This is a genomic window from Bacillus pumilus, from assembly GCF_024498355.1.
Taxonomy (GTDB): domain Bacteria; phylum Bacillota; class Bacilli; order Bacillales; family Bacillaceae; genus Bacillus; species Bacillus pumilus_P.
Genome location: NZ_CP101833.1, coordinates 1,095,201 through 1,111,058 on the forward strand (window position 1 = coordinate 1,095,201; position 15,858 = coordinate 1,111,058).

18 protein-coding genes are annotated in these 15,858 nt (G+C 41.3%); 13 read left to right on the forward strand and 5 right to left on the reverse strand.

The window, feature by feature from the left end:
• Nucleotides 1–58: 58 nt before the first annotated feature.
• Complete coding sequence (locus NPA43_RS05360) at nt 59–550, reverse strand: YajQ family cyclic di-GMP-binding protein (RefSeq protein ID WP_230030923.1); 492 nt, start codon at nt 548–550, stop codon at nt 59–61.
• A 237-nt stretch (nt 551–787) separates the two neighbouring features.
• On the opposite strand from NPA43_RS05360, the gene NPA43_RS05365 reads away from it, so the two are divergent.
• The 3 genes from NPA43_RS05365 (at nt 788) to NPA43_RS05375 (ending at nt 4,417) form a co-directional block, all read left to right on the forward strand.
• Nucleotides 788–1,636, forward strand: coding sequence for a CvfB family protein (locus tag NPA43_RS05365; RefSeq protein WP_230030922.1), 849 nt, complete (start codon nt 788–790; stop codon nt 1,634–1,636).
• A gap of 157 nt (nt 1,637–1,793) precedes the next feature.
• A complete protein-coding gene (locus tag NPA43_RS05370) occupies nt 1,794–2,771 on the forward strand; it encodes a BMP family lipoprotein (RefSeq protein WP_256499452.1) in 978 nt (325 codons plus the stop codon).
• Nucleotides 2,768–4,417, forward strand: a complete 1,650-nt coding sequence (locus NPA43_RS05375) for a methyl-accepting chemotaxis protein (RefSeq protein WP_256499453.1) — start codon at nt 2,768–2,770, stop codon at nt 4,415–4,417. Before NPA43_RS05370 ends, NPA43_RS05375 begins: the two co-directional genes overlap by 4 nt.
• 40 nt (nt 4,418–4,457) lie before the next feature.
• On the opposite strand, the gene NPA43_RS05380 is transcribed toward NPA43_RS05375, so the two are convergent.
• Nucleotides 4,458–5,315, reverse strand: a complete 858-nt coding sequence (locus NPA43_RS05380) for a DegV family protein (protein WP_099728296.1) — start codon at nt 5,313–5,315, stop codon at nt 4,458–4,460.
• A gap of 139 nt (nt 5,316–5,454) precedes the next feature.
• Between NPA43_RS05380 and NPA43_RS05385 the strand changes: the two genes are divergently transcribed.
• Both NPA43_RS05385 and NPA43_RS05390 read left to right on the forward strand, forming a co-directional pair.
• A complete protein-coding gene (locus tag NPA43_RS05385) occupies nt 5,455–6,297 on the forward strand; it encodes a YitT family protein (protein ID WP_099728295.1) in 843 nt (280 codons plus the stop codon).
• Nucleotides 6,298–6,311: 14 nt separating this feature from the next.
• Nucleotides 6,312–6,767 carry a BsuPI-related putative proteinase inhibitor gene (locus NPA43_RS05390; protein ID WP_283775162.1) on the forward strand — a complete coding sequence of 152 codons (456 nt, stop codon included), beginning with the start codon at nt 6,312–6,314 and terminating at the stop codon, nt 6,765–6,767.
• A gap of 60 nt (nt 6,768–6,827) precedes the next feature.
• Here NPA43_RS05390 and NPA43_RS05395 read toward each other — a convergent pair whose 3' ends face one another.
• The 3 genes from NPA43_RS05395 to NPA43_RS05405 form a co-directional block, all read right to left on the reverse strand.
• Complete coding sequence (locus NPA43_RS05395; protein WP_099728293.1) at nt 6,828–7,019, reverse strand: DUF3813 domain-containing protein; 192 nt, start codon at nt 7,017–7,019, stop codon at nt 6,828–6,830.
• Complete coding sequence (locus NPA43_RS05400) at nt 7,016–7,168, reverse strand: hypothetical protein (protein WP_008348539.1); 153 nt, start codon at nt 7,166–7,168, stop codon at nt 7,016–7,018. The genes NPA43_RS05395 and NPA43_RS05400 overlap by 4 nt, the downstream gene beginning before the upstream one ends.
• 88 nt (nt 7,169–7,256) lie before the next feature.
• A complete protein-coding gene (locus NPA43_RS05405; RefSeq protein WP_099728292.1) occupies nt 7,257–8,069 on the reverse strand; it encodes a Cof-type HAD-IIB family hydrolase in 813 nt (270 codons plus the stop codon).
• 137 nt (nt 8,070–8,206) lie between these two features.
• Between NPA43_RS05405 and NPA43_RS05410 the strand changes: the two genes are divergently transcribed.
• The 8 genes from NPA43_RS05410 to NPA43_RS05445 all read left to right on the forward strand — a co-directional run bounded on the left by NPA43_RS05410 (nt 8,207) and on the right by NPA43_RS05445 (nt 15,814).
• Nucleotides 8,207–8,992, forward strand: a complete 786-nt coding sequence (locus tag NPA43_RS05410; RefSeq protein ID WP_256499454.1) for an alpha/beta fold hydrolase — start codon at nt 8,207–8,209, stop codon at nt 8,990–8,992.
• A gap of 46 nt (nt 8,993–9,038) precedes the next feature.
• Nucleotides 9,039–9,347 carry a metal-sulfur cluster assembly factor gene (locus NPA43_RS05415; protein WP_034322974.1) on the forward strand — a complete coding sequence of 103 codons (309 nt, stop codon included), beginning with the start codon at nt 9,039–9,041 and terminating at the stop codon, nt 9,345–9,347.
• Nucleotides 9,348–9,468: 121 nt separating this feature from the next.
• Nucleotides 9,469–10,914 carry an FAD-binding oxidoreductase gene (locus NPA43_RS05420; RefSeq protein WP_230030918.1) on the forward strand — a complete coding sequence of 482 codons (1,446 nt, stop codon included), beginning with the start codon at nt 9,469–9,471 and terminating at the stop codon, nt 10,912–10,914.
• Entirely contained in the window at nt 10,911–11,459 is a 549-nt protein-coding gene (locus NPA43_RS05425) for an MFS transporter (protein WP_256499455.1), read from the forward strand. Before NPA43_RS05420 ends, NPA43_RS05425 begins: the two co-directional genes overlap by 4 nt.
• A 137-nt stretch (nt 11,460–11,596) precedes the next feature.
• On the forward strand, nt 11,597–12,634 hold the full coding sequence (gene argC / locus NPA43_RS05430) for an N-acetyl-gamma-glutamyl-phosphate reductase (protein WP_256499456.1): 1,038 nt from the start codon (nt 11,597–11,599) through the stop codon (nt 12,632–12,634).
• A gap of 20 nt (nt 12,635–12,654) precedes the next feature.
• Nucleotides 12,655–13,875: a bifunctional ornithine acetyltransferase/N-acetylglutamate synthase gene (gene argJ, locus NPA43_RS05435; protein ID WP_099728288.1), complete on the forward strand. Its 1,221-nt coding sequence runs from the start codon at nt 12,655–12,657 to the stop codon at nt 13,873–13,875.
• Nucleotides 13,876–13,889: 14 nt separating this feature from the next.
• The gene (gene argB / locus NPA43_RS05440; RefSeq protein ID WP_099728287.1) at nt 13,890–14,666 is read left to right on the forward strand and encodes an acetylglutamate kinase; all 777 of its coding nucleotides are present in this window, start codon (nt 13,890–13,892) and stop codon (nt 14,664–14,666) included.
• Entirely contained in the window at nt 14,663–15,814 is a 1,152-nt protein-coding gene (locus tag NPA43_RS05445) for an acetylornithine transaminase (protein WP_256499457.1), read from the forward strand. The genes argB and NPA43_RS05445 overlap by 4 nt, the downstream gene beginning before the upstream one ends.
• Nucleotides 15,815–15,858: the final 44 nt, after the last annotated feature.

Genomic DNA, 15,858 nt, shown 5'->3' on the forward strand with positions numbered 1-15,858 from the left:
TTGAACTTCCATCAACTGTAACGAAAAAATCGAAAATAATCAATGGAAAATTTAAAATTTATCGAAAATTTATAAATTGGACGTCAATCGGCAAATCTGCTTTGCGCATGAGTGAAATGACCTCTTGTAAATCATCTTTATTTTTCCCTGTTACACGCACTTGGTCATCCTGAAACTGCGACTTCACTTTGATCCCAGATTGCTTAATGAGTGCGTTGATCTTTTTGGCATTGTCTTTATCGATACCGCTAATCAGCTTGGCACGCTGGCGTACTGTTCCGCCTAGGGCATGTTCGGTTTTTCCGTAGTCGATGTTTTTAGTTGGTACATTTCGTTTAATCAGCTTTGTCACAAGCACATCTTTTAGCTGTTCAAGCTTGAAGTCATCATCTGAGGTGAGAACGAGCTCTTCTTTTTCAAGTGAAATATCACTTTTACTTCCTTTAAAATCATAACGATTTTTAATTTCTTTTAGCGCTGCTTGAATGGCGTTTTGCACCTCTGGCAGTTCCACCTTCGATACAATATCAAATGAACTTTCTTTTGCCATAACACATGACCTCCAAGTATAGATATTGCGTCTATTTTATCATGCAAACAGGGCAAGAAGAAGCTTTATCATATAGACAAATCAAAGAGTTCAGCCGCTTGCGGTATAAATCAAGGGAAGTTTGTCCACTTTAGCTAACAGAACTAGAGATGTTCATGTTGAAAGAAGTATAGTAGAATAAAGTGAATCAAAAGATGAACGAACGCTCTTTTATGGGCAGATAGGAAGGAAGAGAACATGAGACCAGGTGAGCAATTGACCTTGCAAATAGAGAACGAGATGGAGTACGGCTACTTTTTGACAGATGGTGAAGATTCTGTCCTCTTGCATCGCAGTGAGATGACAGAGGATATTGATGACAGGGATGAAGTAGAGGTCTACTTATATGTAGATCATGAAGAAAGACTAGCAGCTACGATGAAAATGCCTACAATCAATGCACATACATATGGCTGGGTAGAAGTCGTAGACGTTGTAGAAGACATGGGCGCATTTGTCGATGTCGGGCTATCAAAGGATGCACTTGTTGCAACAGAACACCTCCCGCCTTTTGAGGAAGCATGGCCGAAAAAAGGAGACAAACTCTATTGTATGCTGAAAGTCACAAGCTACGGTAGAATGTTCGCAAAGACAGCCACTGAGGATGTGATCAGTGAATTGTTCACTGAGGCGCCAGAAACCTTAATGAACAAAGAAATCACTGGGACAATTTATCGCTTAATTGCGACAGGCTCTTTTATGCTGACAGATACAGGGGTGAGGGGATTTATCCACCGCACAGAACGAAAGGAAGAACCAAGATTAGGATCGGAAGTGACAGGCCGCGTCATTGCGGTGAAAGAGGATGGAACCGTGAACGTTTCTTTGCTTCCTAGAAAGCAGGACGCGTTATCTGTTGATGCAGAAGAAATTTTAACCTATATGAGAACGAGAAATGGCGCCATGCCTTACTGGGATAAAAGTGATCCAGAAGATATTCGTGAACGATTTCAAATGAGCAAGGCGGCCTTTAAACGCGCATTAGGTCATCTGATGAAAAATGATCTAGTCTATCAAGAAGAAGGCTGGACCTACGAGAAAAAGTGAGCATTTGCTCACTTTTTTTATTTTTGTCATAAATAATGGGTTTTTTCAGTGAAAAAAGTCATGAAAAAAGCTGAAAAACCTTCCCTTTATCATTGAAACAACGCCACTCAAATCCGATAAGAAAGGAGTAAGGATGATAAAAGGAGTGTGTTTTTGGATGAAAGTGAAGGTGTCAATACTTCTGATGGCAGCCATGCTCATGGTACTCGCCTCATGCAGCAATCAACAGGGAGGACCACCGAAGTCAAATGTGAAGCATATTGGCGTCATGCTGACAGACGATGGTCTTGGTGATCAATCATTTAACGATTCATCATTTAAAGGTTTAGAAAAAGCACGTGACGGGCTTGGCATTGAATTTGATTATAGAGAAATTGCAGAAACGGATACATACGAAAAAGGACTGGCAGAGCTCGTAAAAGATGGCAATGACCTGATCATCGGTGTAGGCTTCAGTATGCAAGAAGACTTAGAAAAAGTCGCAAAAAAATATCCAAAGAAGCAATTCTTGCTGATTGATGCCGTATCTGAGCTGAAAAATGTGACCTCCGTGACGTTTAAAGAAGAGCAAGGCAGCTATTTAGCAGGGGCACTTGCTGCCATGACAACGAAAAGTGATGTCATTGGATTTGTTGGCGGCGTCGATGCGGATGTCATTCATCGTTTTGAAAAAGGATTTCAAAAAGGTGCCAAATCTGTGAATCCGAAAATCAATATCTTATCCACCTATGCAGGTACATTTAGCGACGCAGGCAAAGGTAGTAAAATTGCCAAAGAAATGATCAAAAAGAAAGCAGATGTTTTATATGCCGCAGCCGGCTATACGGGTGTTGGTGTATTAAAAGAAGCACAATCACAAGGCAAATATGCAATTGGCGTAGACAGCGATCAGTACTATACGGCTGAGAAAGCTGTGATTTCATCCATGGTCAAAAAAGTCGATGAAGTGGTCTATCAATTCAGCGAACAGCTCGTAAAGAACAATCAAATCAAAAGTGGGCATATCGTCTATGACTTAAGCAATGACGGAATCGATATGGCCAGAATCCGGGTGCTCAAGGATGCTGAGAAATTGACCAAAAAATTAAATGGACTGAAGCAGACGCTTCTGAAAGAAGAGGGGGCAGCATCATGAGCTTACGTGTCAAAATCTTGCTCAACTCACTCATCTCACTTCTTTTAGCGGTTGGTGTCATCGCCTTTATCATTGTCAGCATGACAAAGATCCAATCATCAAATGAAACAGAAGTTCAAACCTTACTAAACGTACAAAAAACGAAGGCGAGCTTTGAAAGTGTCGAACAAGCCATGACCAATTATTCCATGACACTTTCAGATGAACAGCTAGAGGTCGTTCAAACCGATATCTCTACAGCAAAAAAACAACTCCAAACGTTAAACAAAAACGCAGGGAATATGAACAAAGAAGCATTAACGAGGTTAAATTCAAAGTTTGACACGTGGACCAAGGAAGCGAACAATGCCATTGGTGAAAAAAATGCTTCTGATGCAAGACGTGTGGCAGCAAGAATTGATGGTGTCTTAAACGACGTGCATACGATGAATAAAAGAGCACAAGAAGCGTATGAACAAAATCAAGAGAATGCAGCAGAAAATGTGCAGTGGATCATCACAAGTGCGTTAGTCGCAGCCCTCACACTGATTGTCATCGCCGTCTTTTTAAATATTGGTTTAACGAGATCCATCGTGACACCAATCAAATCACTCTCCTACCGGGCAAAACAGATTGCAGCAGGAAACCTTGCTGTGGAGCGGATGGACATCCGGCGTAAGGATGAAATCGGCGGCTTAAATGAATCATTCAATCAAATGACAGATCAGCTGATTAGTCTGATTAAAGAAATCAGCAATGTCTCAAGTCAAGTGGAGACATTCTCGATCCAGTTAGATGATGAAAACAAAAAGCTGATGGAATCTGCAAATCAAGTATCTGTCTCGACAGACGAAATGGCAAATGGGTCACAAGCCATTTCAGAGGATCTCCAGCATGGCGTTAGCTTGATTGAAAAGATGGATCAGCATGGACGTAAAAATTCCGAACGTTCACAAACAGTCATCCAAAGTACAGAGGATGCGATAGAAGCAGTGGAAAGTGGAAAGCACACGTTAACAGAAACAAAAACGGCGATTGAAAAAAATACACATGCCACAAGGCAAATCGAGCAGTCGGCAGGAGAATTCACGCAATATGCTAGCGGGATCTCGGCTATGGCCAAAACAGTTTCTGACATTGCGGATCAGACAAACTTACTTTCGCTAAATGCGGCGATCGAAGCGGCAAGAGCAGGTGAGGCTGGAAAAGGCTTTGCCGTTGTAGCAGATGAAATTCGTAAGCTTGCCGACGAATCATCTAACGCTACAAGACAAATCTTTGATATGGTCAGTCATATTGAAAGAGGCATTCAATCCATTAGTCAAACTGTCAAAGAAGGGGTCAAGCTTTCTCTTCAGCAGCAGGATGCGATGGACAAAACCTCACACTCCTTTGAAGATATAGAAACAAAAGCACAGCATATTAAAGAAGAAATGGCATGTTTAAATGACCAAATTATTCAATCGACAGAGCTTGGCGGACAAGTGCTGCACTCGATTGAAAATATGAGTGCGGTTGTAGAAGAAACAGCAGCAGGCAGTGAAGAAATTTCTGCCTCGGCCAATGAACAGCTGCAATCGTTCCATCAAATGAACAAACAGGTAGAAGAACTGATGAGTATGACGGCTAGGTTAAATGAAACCGTTCATCGATTTAAACTTTCATAAGAAAAGCACCCTTCCCTATATGTTGAGGGAAGGGTGCTTTTTATGATGGTTTGCCTGTAAAGAAGATCGCAAGCGTGCTAGGACCTGAATGGGACCCGACAGCAGCACCGATGATATGAATATCTATTTCTTTTGGGTGGAATTCGGTTTCGATCAATTGTCTCATGTCTTCTGCAAGTGCAGGATCATCTCCATGACTAATGCCAACCGTTTGGTTCGACCAGTCCGTTCCGCGCTCTTTCATCAATTCAATAATGCGTTTCAGCAGTTTTTTACGTCCGCGAATTTTTTCAAGTGGTATCAGTTTTCCATCCTCGACGTGTAAAATGGGTTTAATGCTTAATAAACCGCCAACAAATGCAGAAGCTTTACTGATTCTTCCGCCTCTTGCTAAATACGATAAATCGTCTACAGTAAAAATATGTTGTAAAGATTCACAAAAATGCTTTACAGACGTTTCAATTTCTTGTATTGTATTTCCGTCAATGGCAAGTGATTGTGCGTGTTTAACAGCAAGTCCATAGCCAAGTGAAGCACATTTAGAATCAATGATTCGTAAATCGAAATCAGGGTATTCTTCCTTCACTTCGTTTGCCATCATCACAGCTGTTTGGTATGTACCTGAAAGCTCTGATGAAAAGGCGACATAGATGGCGGACGTATGGGTTTGTGCAACAGAAACAAAGGCTTCCTTGATTCGGTTTGGTGAAGCTTGTGACGTTTTTGGACTTGCGCCTTGTCTCATCGCATCAAATACTTGTTTTGGTTCAATGGTGATCAAATCCTCAAATTCCTGCTCGCCAAGTAACACACGCAGCGGAATGAGTGTCATGTTATGTTCATCATAATAAGAAAGAGGCAGATCAGCAGCACTGTCTGCTATGATATGAACAGTCATCAAAATCCCTTCTTTCTAAAAAAATCAGCCATATTTTACATCTTTTTAGCCTAACTATATCATAGAAATCAACTTTTCGTGTTCAAATTCTAAATTTTAGGGAAAACCATAGAGAGAATGGTAGTGGAGGAATGACAACATGTTCATTGGAGAAGCAAAAAAACTCATTGTCGTCGTCATTGGTGCATTACTCAATGCGATTGGACTGAATTTATTCTTAATCCCAGCTGACGTATATGCGAGCGGTTTTACAGGGGTAGCGCAGCTGTTATCCAGTTTAATCGATCAATATGCGCCATTTTATTTATCAACAGGGATCCTATTATTTATTTTAAACATTCCAGTCGGCATTTTAGGCTGGATGAAGGTTGGCCGTTCCTTTACTTTGTATAGCATTATCAGTGTTGCACTGACGACCATTTTCCTTGGGATTTTACCAGAGACGAGCGTTTCTGAAGATATTTTATTAAATGCTGTGTTTGGCGGTGTGATTTCTGCACTTGGGATTGGAATCACGCTGAAATACGGGGCATCAACCGGCGGTCTCGATATCCTTGCGATGATTTTAGCAAAATGGAAGGATAAACCAGTCGGAACGTATTTCTTCATTTTAAACGGAATCATCATTTTTACAGCAGGATTATTACAAGGTTGGGAGAAAGCATTATATACCCTTGTCACATTATATGTGACCACTAGGGTCATTGATGCCATCCATACAAGACACGAGAAGCTGACGGCGATGATTGTGACGAAGAAAGCAGATGAAATCAAAGAAGCTATTTATGGAAAAATGGTCAGAGGCATTACGACTGTACCAGCGAAAGGCGCGTTTACCAACGAGCAAAAAGAAATGATGGTGGTTGTTATTACAAGGTATGAGCTGTATGAACTTGAACAAATTATTAAAGAAGTCGATCCAAAAGCCTTTACGAATATTGTTCAAACAACCAATATTCTTGGGTTTTTCAGACGAGATTAAAAGGTGGGTAGAAGATGAAAAAAGGTGTGGTGCTTCTTCTCGTTCTATTGGTTTTAGCAGCTTGTGGACAACAAAAAAAGGATGAACCAAACAAGGAGGTATCCGGTCAAATGGGAGAGAAAACGGTTGTACTCACAGTAGACCCCGTCCAAAAAGGTTCTTCGGTTCAATTTAACATGTCACTGAAAAATGAATCAGATCGAGATATTGAATTTACATTTAACACAAGCCAGAAATTCGAGCTAAGTGTGTATGACGAAAACGGGAATGAACAATACCGCTATTCGAAAGACCGAATGTTCACACAGGCCATCCAATCCTTTGTGCTGAAGAAAGATGAGGCGTATGATTTTCAAGATACTTGGTCAAACGGTGTGGAGCCGGGAACGTATGAAGCTGTCGTCACATTTAAAGGAAAAGCAGAAGGGCTTAAGCAAATCACGGAAAAGAAAACATTCCATGTGAAATAAGTGCTTCCTGCTTCATGAGAAACAGAAAAAGCTGTCCAGATAGTGGACAGCTTTTTTACGTTAAAGATCATCAAGCATGTCTTGGAAGGTATGCAGCTGGTTTCTTTCTGCATCTGTAGAGTTGGCAAATGCAGATGATACGGCATTTTTTGCTCGCTTGACAGCCTGTTGACGCTCTAACCCAGATGAAAATGAAGAAGTAAGGGCTTCTTCAGTAAATGATTTGGCTTGATCAAAAAGTTCGTTTCTCACAATGAACCTCCAGAAGCATCAGTCTTCATATTTCCCCGGTCCTCCGCCGCTTCTTCAAGTGTGGAACGATACGGAAAACGTGCGTCATGCAGACTGACAGAATCTTTACCTTGTTGTATAAAGCGTTTCGATTTGCTTCTTTTACCCATTCGGAATCCGCCCCTTTACACAAGCTGACAGGTCAACCTGTCTAACGGTAGTATGCCCGCTTTCTTCGGATATGTATGAATGGAAAAATTAAAGAGAGAAGTAATTCGTTAGGAATTTTGCAATCCCATCTTGTTCATTCGTATCTGTGACTTCATTTGAGACGCGTTTCACTGCATCAATCCCGTTGCCCATTGCAACGCCGCATCCAGCAAATTCAATCATCTCTAAATCATTGTCTTCATCTCCAAATGCCACAATTCGCTCCTTAGGAACCCCGTAATAATCACTGATTTTTTGCAGTCCAACGGCTTTGTTCATGCCTGTTTTAATGATTTCAATCACGTGCCACGGAGCGGCCCATCGCCTGTGATCAATTACTTCTGCATGAACATCTGTTAAATAGCTCCGAATGGCTCCGACGTCTTCTTCTTTTGCATGAATTAAGACGCTCGTCACATTCTCTCCAAGGTTGTTTCTAAGGTCTCCGACAGTAACTTTGTTTGCATTCATATTAAATATATCAATGAGTTTTTCATCATGATAATGGAAATACAAATCATCGAGCACTTCAGCCAACACATTGTGCACTTTATACTCCTCACTGATGTCCACAAGCTGTTTAACAACTTGAAGATCAAGTGACGTGTGAAATCTGCCCCATTTTTCATCAAGAGGATGATGGACAAACGCTCCATTAAAGTTCACAATCGGTGAATCAAGCTGTAATTGCTGATAATAAGGAGAGCTGGAACGAAATGGCCGGCCTGTTGATATACATACATGATGCCCGCTGTCTTTCACTTTTTGAATGACGTCAAGCGTGTGTGTAGAAATGGTTTTATCATCTTTTAATAACGTGCCATCCAGGTCAAGTGCGATTAGATAAGGTTTAGTCTCCATAAAATCTCCTTTGATCTGTAAGTGATAGGAGGCAGTTAGTAATGGTGCCTCTTTCTATAGTGTATCTTTATCACATCTTCGTTGTCTACATGTTAAAATAAACAAAGACGGGAATGATAAAGGAGGATTCATAGGCTGTGATCACCATTGATGAGCAAATTGAACACGATATTCCATTTTTACATATCGTAAAAGCTGAAAATAAAGAAAAACCGCTGCCGCTTGTATTTTTCATACACGGGTTTACAAGTGCACGTGAGCACAACTTACACTTCGCCTTTCATTTGGCCGAAAAAGGCATGAGAGTCATTTTGCCTGACTGTGCTTATCATGGTGTAAGATCAGAAAACCTTAGCTTAGAGGAACTGGCATCAAAGTTCTGGGAAATTGTCCTGAACGAAATTCGTGAAATCGACATACTCAAAACACATTTTCAAGCAAAACAATTGATTGAAGCCGATCTGATAGGCGTTGCTGGTACATCTATGGGGGGCATCACGACCTTTGGTGCACTTGCAAAGCATGATTGGATTAAAGCAGCTGTCAGCCTGATGGGCAGTCCGAAATATACGACTTTTCTACAGGCACAAATCATGGACATGCGTCACAAAGGTTTCATGAAAGACATCACGGACGAAGAGGTCAAACAGCAATTAGACGCACTCCGCCCTTATGATTTAACGCTGCAAATGGATCGATTGAACAAAAGACCGCTGTTATTCTGGCATGCGGAAAACGACCCTGTTGTCCCTTATCGCCACGCAAAAGCCCTATATGACGAGTTAGCGGCAACCCAATATAAGCAAGACCCGCACCTGATTCGTTTTATCACAGATGAACAAGCAGGCCACAAGGTCTCAAGACAAGCGATGTTTGAAACGATTGACTGGTTTGTGACGCACCTGAAAAGCACAAACGTTTAGCCAAAAGTAAAAGTACGTTATACTAGTTGAAAAAGGAGTGGATATCATGGATGAAGCATTGAAAGAAAATATTTTAGGCGCCCTAGAACAGGTGATTGACCCTGAGTTAAATGTCGACATCGTCAATCTTGGACTTGTCTATGATGTCGATCTTGATGAGAATGGAAAAGCAGATGTCACCATGACCTTAACATCAATGGGTTGTCCTTTAGCACCAGTTATCGTGGATGAAGTCAAAAAAGCATTAAGCGACCTGCCTGAAGTGAAAGAAACAGAAGTTCACATCGTATGGAATCCGCCTTGGACACGAGACAAAATGTCAAGATACGCTAAAATCGCACTTGGTATTCAATAAGCACATATGAAAAACGCCTGGTATGAGTTGAACTCGTACCAGGTTTTTTTATGAAAAATTAAGGTGGGGGAGAGAATGGCCTGATATAATGGATGTAATTTTAAAGAACGGAGTACCTATAATGAAACGAAAGTGGATATGGATCGTTCTTTTCATGGGATATGCTGCTGCATTTTTTGCATCAATCACTATACGTGAAGGTCAAGCACATAAAAGTCAAAATCTTGATGCCTTTACAGATGTCAGTCATCTCATGCCTGTCAAAATAAAAAAAGTCGTTCAAGGTAAAGAAATACAGACATTAAAAGAAGTATTAGAAGAAGCAAAAGAGAAACATCTGCCGATTTCAATTGCCGGAAAGCAGCATAGCATGGGCGGCCACACGTACTATGAAAACGGGATCGTGCTCGATATGACTAAATTCCGCCAGATTTTAGCATTTGATGAAAACAAGCAGACCATTCGTGTCCAAAGCGGCGCTACATGGGATGATATTCAAAAATTTGTGAACCCATACGGTCTTGCTGTGAAGGTGATGCAATCGCAAAATATCTTTACGGTTGGAGGGTCATTAAGTGCAAACGCACATGGACGTGACATTCGCTATGGGTCACTCATTGACACAGTTCGGTCCTTCAGACTATTAAAAGCAGATGGAGAGATCATCACAGTCAAACCAGATGATGACTTATTCACTGCCGTCATCGGAGGATACGGCCTGTTCGGCGTCATTTTAGATGTTGAGCTTTCGTTAACGAGGGATGAATTATATAAAATGGAAACAACCTCTCTTGATTATCGTGAATACACCGCTTATTTTCAAAAGCATGTAAAAGACAATAAAGAGGTACGCATGCATCTTGCAAGAATCTCAACAGCGAAAAAACACTTTTTGAAAGAGATGTATGTCACCAATTACACCCTCTCTTCTGATCAAGAGATAGAAACATATCGGGAGCTCAAAGAAGATCAGCTTGTCATGCCCTTAACATTTATGCTCGGCCTTTCGAGAAGATTTGATATGGGGAAAGATCTGCTATGGAATTTGCAAAAGAAATATTTCCAAAGTCAAAATGGACAGTTGATCACAAGAAACAATGTGATGCGGTCTGATTCTGCATTTTTAGAATATGAAAATGAGTCTGACACTGATGTGCTGCAAGAATATTTTGTTCCAGTTGATCGTTTTCGTGCGTATATCGATGAAATGAGAGACCTATTACAACATGAAGAGTTGAATTTAATGAATATCACGATACGCTATGTACAAAAAAATGAAAAAGCGGACCTTTCATATGCAAAACAAGATATGTTTGCACTTGTTCTTCTTGTGAATTACGGTTTTGAGAAAGAAGAAAAGGCAGAAGCGAAGCGGATCATCCGCCAAATGACAGATGTCACCCTGCGGCACCATGGAAGCTATTACTTACCGTACATGCCTTATCAAACAAAGGCACAAATGAAACGGGCATATCCTAAAACCGATGTATTCTTTCAAAAGAAAAAGCAGGCAGATCCAGATGGCAGGTTTATCAACTATTTTTATGAAAGGTACAATACTCAATGAATGCAAAAGCAATGAAATGGTTCGTCTACTCACAAAGCCTGCTGTTTTTCGCCAGCAGTCTGATCTTCCCTTTTTACATTCTTTTTATTAAAAATGTTGGATCAAGTTATTCTCAGTTTGGTCTCGCGTATGGTCTGTTTGGTTTAAGCGGTGCGTTTATTCATTTACTCTTAGGGAAACTGCCAGAAACAACCGACAGGCGGCTCTTTTTAATCATTCATTCGTTTGGTATGGCTTTTCTTTTGCTGCTTTTTCCGCACATTACAGAAGTGGAGCAAGTGTATATGATACAGCTTGCACTAGGTGCGCTCGGTGGTTTTCAAAAGCACGGGGAGAAACTGCTCGTTACTGAACTGACAACTGAGAAGAAAAGAATGAAAGAAGTTGGGCACTATCATTTTTGGACAGCTCTTTTTTCATCTATCGCCATTATGCTGGGCGGCCTGTTTGCTGATTTCTTTACCGTTCATTTCATTTTTTATGCAAGCTCCTTATTATATTTATGCAGTGCGCTCATGGTCATCAATATGAAAAACACAAGATAAATCCGCATGTCTCACGAAGATATGTGGATTTTTTTATGAAAAAAAATGAAAGGAAATATTAAATATACAATTGAATTAATTTTTATACATGTTATAATGTTAAATAATTTCACAAAGACCAAGAGGGTGTATTGACGTTGAAAATAGGTATTATAGGTGCTACAGGGTACGGTGGTGCGGAATTGGTTCGTATCTTAAGGCACCATCCACATGTGAAGGAATGTATATTGTATTCATCAAGTGGTGATGGGCAATCATACAGTCAATCTTATCCACATCTGACAAACATTGCAGATCAAACATTAAAAGCCATTGATCCGGCTGCCATTGTGCAAGAAACAGATGCTGTGTTTTTAGCGACACCAGCAGGCGTATCAAGTGAACTTTCGCCGAAGCTTATGAATCAAGGGGTGCCAATCATTGATTTATCAGGTGACCTGCGTATACAAGATGGAGCAACTTACGAAGCTTGGTATAAACGAAGGGCAGCGGATGAAGCATCCATCCAACAAGCTGTGTACGGTTTATCTGAACTGAATCGAGAAAAAATTGAGCAGGCTGAAGTCATTGCAAATCCCGGCTGCTTTCCTACCGCAGCTCTTCTCGGCTTAGCACCGCTGATGAAACAGAATTTAATTGATGAATCCATGATCATTATAGATGCGAAAACAGGGGTGTCCGGTGCTGGACGATCTGCCTCACTAGGAACGCATTTTTCAGAACTGAACGACAACTTTAAAATTTATAAGGTGAATGAGCATCAGCATACACCTGAAATAGAACAAGTATTGAGAGAATGGAATCCGCAAACGGCAAACATCACATTTTCAACGCATCTTGTCCCGATGACAAGAGGGATTATGGCGACGATGTATACACAATTGAAATCAGATGTCACAAAAGAAGAATTGATGAAGCGGATGAAAGGCTTTTATGAAGATTCCTATTTTGTCAGAGTGAGAGATCACGGGGTGTACCCGCAAACAAAAGAAGTATACGGCAGTAACTTCTGTGACATCGGTTTTCATTTAGATGAGCGAACAGGCAGGCTGACGATCGTGTCGGTCATAGACAATCTAATGAAAGGCGCGGCCGGTCAAGCGGTTCAAAACTTCAACATCATCAAAGGCTTACATGAAGAGGCGGGCCTCACAATGACACCTCTTTATCCATAAGAACAGGGGAGACAACAAACATGATTGAATTAAATGAAAAAAGCATTGTCAAAATAGACGGTGATGTATCATCACCAAAAGGCTTTGAAGCGAAGGGAATTCACATTGGATTACGCTATTCAAAAAAAGACCTTGGCTTGATCGTCAGTGAAGTACCAGCAGCGAGTGCAGCGGTATACACACAAAGTCACTTTCAAGCTGCGCCTCTACAAGTCACACAAAAAAGCTTAAAAAAGACAGGGCAATTAAAAGGTGTGATTGTCAATAGTGCCATCGCCAATGCATGTACCGGTGAGCAGGGATTAAAAGATGCATACGACATGCAGGCAGCCTGTGCAGACATGTTAGGGGTAGCGCCTGATTACATTGCAGTTTCTTCTACTGGTGTGATTGGAGAATGTTTGGATATGGATAAAATCAAAAAAGGCATCACCCAGCTGAAAGCAGCAAAAGCAGCAAAAGGCCATTTTGAAGAGGCGATTTTAACGACAGATACGGTCATTAAAAATACAACATACACCCTTACGATAGACGGAAAAGAGATTCTCATTTCAGGCGCAGCGAAAGGCTCTGGCATGATTCATCCGAATATGGCGACAATGCTTGGCTTTGTCACAACAGATGCAAATGTCGAGCAGGAAGCCCTGCAAAATGCACTTCGTGACATTACGGATGTGACCTTTAATCAAATTACCGTCGATGGAGAAACATCGACAAACGATATGGTACTTGTGATGGCAAATGGAATGGCAGAAAATGATGCGCTGAATGAAGAGCATCCAGAATGGCCATTGTTTAAAGAGGGCTTAAAACTAGCTTGTGAGGATTTAGCAAAAGAGATTGCAAGAGATGGAGAAGGCGCAACCAAATTAATCGAAGCGAAAGTCGCTGGCGCTAAAAACAACTTGGAAGCCGGTATCATTGCGAAAAAAATCGTTGGTTCAAGTCTTGTGAAAACAGCCGTATACGGCACAGATGCAAACTGGGGCCGGATTGTCGGAGCCATCGGACATAGCGCAGCTTCCGTTACACCAGAAGAGGTTGAAGTCTATTTAGGCGGACAATGTCTGTTTAAGCATAATGAACCGCAGCCTTTCTCAGAAGAGGAAGCAAAAGCGTATCTAGAGCAGGATGAGATTACGATTTTGATTCAAATGAATGAAGGAAATGGTGAAGCGGCAGCGTGGGGCTGTGACCTTACCTATGATTACGTGAAAATTAACGCGAGCTATCGCACATAATGAAGGGGATAGACATGGATAAAACGATCGTGTTCAAGTGTGGAGGCAGTGTCATTCGAGAACTTTCAGATACCTTTTATGAAAATGTCCGCTCACTTCAAGCTGCTGGATTTAAGCTAGCTATCGTACATGGCGGAGGACCTGAAATCACCAACATGCTGCAAAAATTAGAAGTGAAAACAGAATTCGTTGATGGACAGCGTAAAACAACGAAGCCTGTGTTAGAAGTAGCCGAAATGGTTCTTTCGGGAACAGTTAATAAATACTTTGTTTCAGAGCTGGCAAAGCATGATATTTCATCTGTCGGCGTATCTGGTAAAGATGGTCAGATGCTTGTCGCTGATTTTCTCGATCAAGATGTTTATGGGTACGTTGGTGAAATCAAAGAAGTCAATCCTGAAATGGCAGAAGCATTAATGGAAAAACAATTCATACCTGTTATTGCTCCGCTATCTATGACGGAAGAATGTCAAACCTTAAATGTGAATGCCGATTTAGCAGCATCAGCTGTCGCAGGAGCCATGAAAGCCGATAAGCTCATGTTTGTCACAGATGTTGAAGGCATTTTAAAAAATGGTGAGCTGTTAGATGTCGTCACAGAACAAGAAGCCCTTACACTCATTGATGAAGGCATTATTTCCGGGGGAATGATTCCAAAAGTACAATCAGCTTTAAGTGCTTTATCAGGAGATGTGGATGAAGTCATGATCGTGAATGGCAAAGGCAGTATATTTACAGGGGAAACCTTTAAAGGAACACGAATTGTGAAACAAAAGGAGGCGGTCCTGTGAGTCATCTCTTTCAAACATATGGCCGGTGGAATGTTGAAATAAAAGAGGCTGCAGGTTCTTGGGCAGTCGATACAAATGGTAAAAAATATTTAGACTTTATTCAAGGCATTGCGGTCACGAATTTAGGTCATAATCACCCAAAGGTGCATCAAGCCATCAAGGAACAGCTGGATCACGTTTGGCATGTATCGAATCTATTTCAAAATGGACTGCAAGAAAAAGCAGCAGAAAAGCTGGCAGCAAACAGTTCAGGGGATCTCGTGTTTTTCTGCAATAGCGGGGCTGAGGCAAATGAAGGTGCTATTAAATTAGCGCGTAAAGCCACAGGGAAAACAAATATCGTGACATTTTTGGACTCTTTCCATGGGCGCACCTATGCTGGTATGGCTGCCACAGGTCAAGATAAAATCAAAATCGGTTTTGGACCTATGCTAGAAGGCTTTCACTATGTACCGTTTAATGACCCTGAAGCCATGTCAGCGTGTGAAGTCGATGATGTTGCAGCGGTCATGCTGGAAGTTGTGCAAGGTGAAGGTGGAGTGAATCCTGCTACAGCAGAATTTCTAGAGGCAGTTCAAGCGTTTTGCAAAAAGCATCAAGCACTGCTCATCGTAGATGAAATTCAAACGGGCATTGGGCGCACAGGAACAGCATTTGCATACGAGCAAGCGGGACTTGATCCTGATATTATCTCAGCTGCAAAAGGTCTAGGAAATGGCTTCCCGGTCGGTGCGGTCATAGGGAAAAAAGCATTAGGAGACGCTTTCTCACCAGGTTCACACGGAACAACATTTGGAGGCAACATGCTCGCCATGGCAGCTGTGAACGCGACACTCGATGTCATATTCAAAGAAGACTTTCTTTCAGAAGTCAAAGAAAAGGGTGCTTACCTTTTAGAAAAACTGCAAGATGTCAAACAGCTGAACATCGTCAAAGAAGTACGTGGAAAAGGATTGATGGCAGGCATTGAGTGTCATCAGCCAGTAGGTGACTACATCACAGCTCTTAGAGAACAAGGTTTACTGGTGCTTCCAGCTGGTCCGAATGTCATTCGTTTATTACCTCCGCTAAATGTGGAAAAAGCAGAATTGGATCAAGCGATAGAAGCGATCATTCAAGTGTTAGCAAATGAAACGGTCACAGTTTAAATTTTTTTACACAATTACGTATAAAAATGCATTTATATAATTAA

What these genes read in the sequence shown, in the direction of transcription:
- NPA43_RS05360 (WP_230030923.1), bottom strand. Translation starts at nt 550, where the DNA reads ATGGCAAAAGAAAGTTCATTTGATATTGTATCGAAGGTGGAACTGCCA.
- NPA43_RS05370 (WP_256499452.1), top strand. Translation starts at nt 1,794, where the DNA reads ATGAAAGTGAAGGTGTCAATACTTCTGATGGCAGCCATGCTCATGGTA.
- NPA43_RS05380 (WP_099728296.1), bottom strand. Translation starts at nt 5,315, where the DNA reads ATGACTGTTCATATCATAGCAGACAGTGCTGCTGATCTGCCTCTTTCT.
- NPA43_RS05405 (WP_099728292.1), bottom strand. Translation starts at nt 8,069, where the DNA reads ATGGAGACTAAACCTTATCTAATCGCACTTGACCTGGATGGCACGTTA.
- NPA43_RS05415 (WP_034322974.1), top strand. Translation starts at nt 9,039, where the DNA reads ATGGATGAAGCATTGAAAGAAAATATTTTAGGCGCCCTAGAACAGGTG.
- NPA43_RS05365 (WP_230030922.1), top strand. Translation starts at nt 788, where the DNA reads ATGAGACCAGGTGAGCAATTGACCTTGCAAATAGAGAACGAGATGGAG.
- NPA43_RS05385 (WP_099728295.1), top strand. Translation starts at nt 5,455, where the DNA reads ATGTTCATTGGAGAAGCAAAAAAACTCATTGTCGTCGTCATTGGTGCA.
- argB (WP_099728287.1), top strand. Translation starts at nt 13,890, where the DNA reads ATGGATAAAACGATCGTGTTCAAGTGTGGAGGCAGTGTCATTCGAGAA.
- NPA43_RS05425 (WP_256499455.1), top strand. Translation starts at nt 10,911, where the DNA reads ATGAATGCAAAAGCAATGAAATGGTTCGTCTACTCACAAAGCCTGCTG.
- NPA43_RS05400 (WP_008348539.1), bottom strand. Translation starts at nt 7,168, where the DNA reads ATGGGTAAAAGAAGCAAATCGAAACGCTTTATACAACAAGGTAAAGAT.
- NPA43_RS05375 (WP_256499453.1), top strand. Translation starts at nt 2,768, where the DNA reads ATGAGCTTACGTGTCAAAATCTTGCTCAACTCACTCATCTCACTTCTT.
- NPA43_RS05420 (WP_230030918.1), top strand. Translation starts at nt 9,469, where the DNA reads ATGAAACGAAAGTGGATATGGATCGTTCTTTTCATGGGATATGCTGCT.
- NPA43_RS05390 (WP_283775162.1), top strand. Translation starts at nt 6,312, where the DNA reads ATGAAAAAAGGTGTGGTGCTTCTTCTCGTTCTATTGGTTTTAGCAGCT.
- argJ (WP_099728288.1), top strand. Translation starts at nt 12,655, where the DNA reads ATGATTGAATTAAATGAAAAAAGCATTGTCAAAATAGACGGTGATGTA.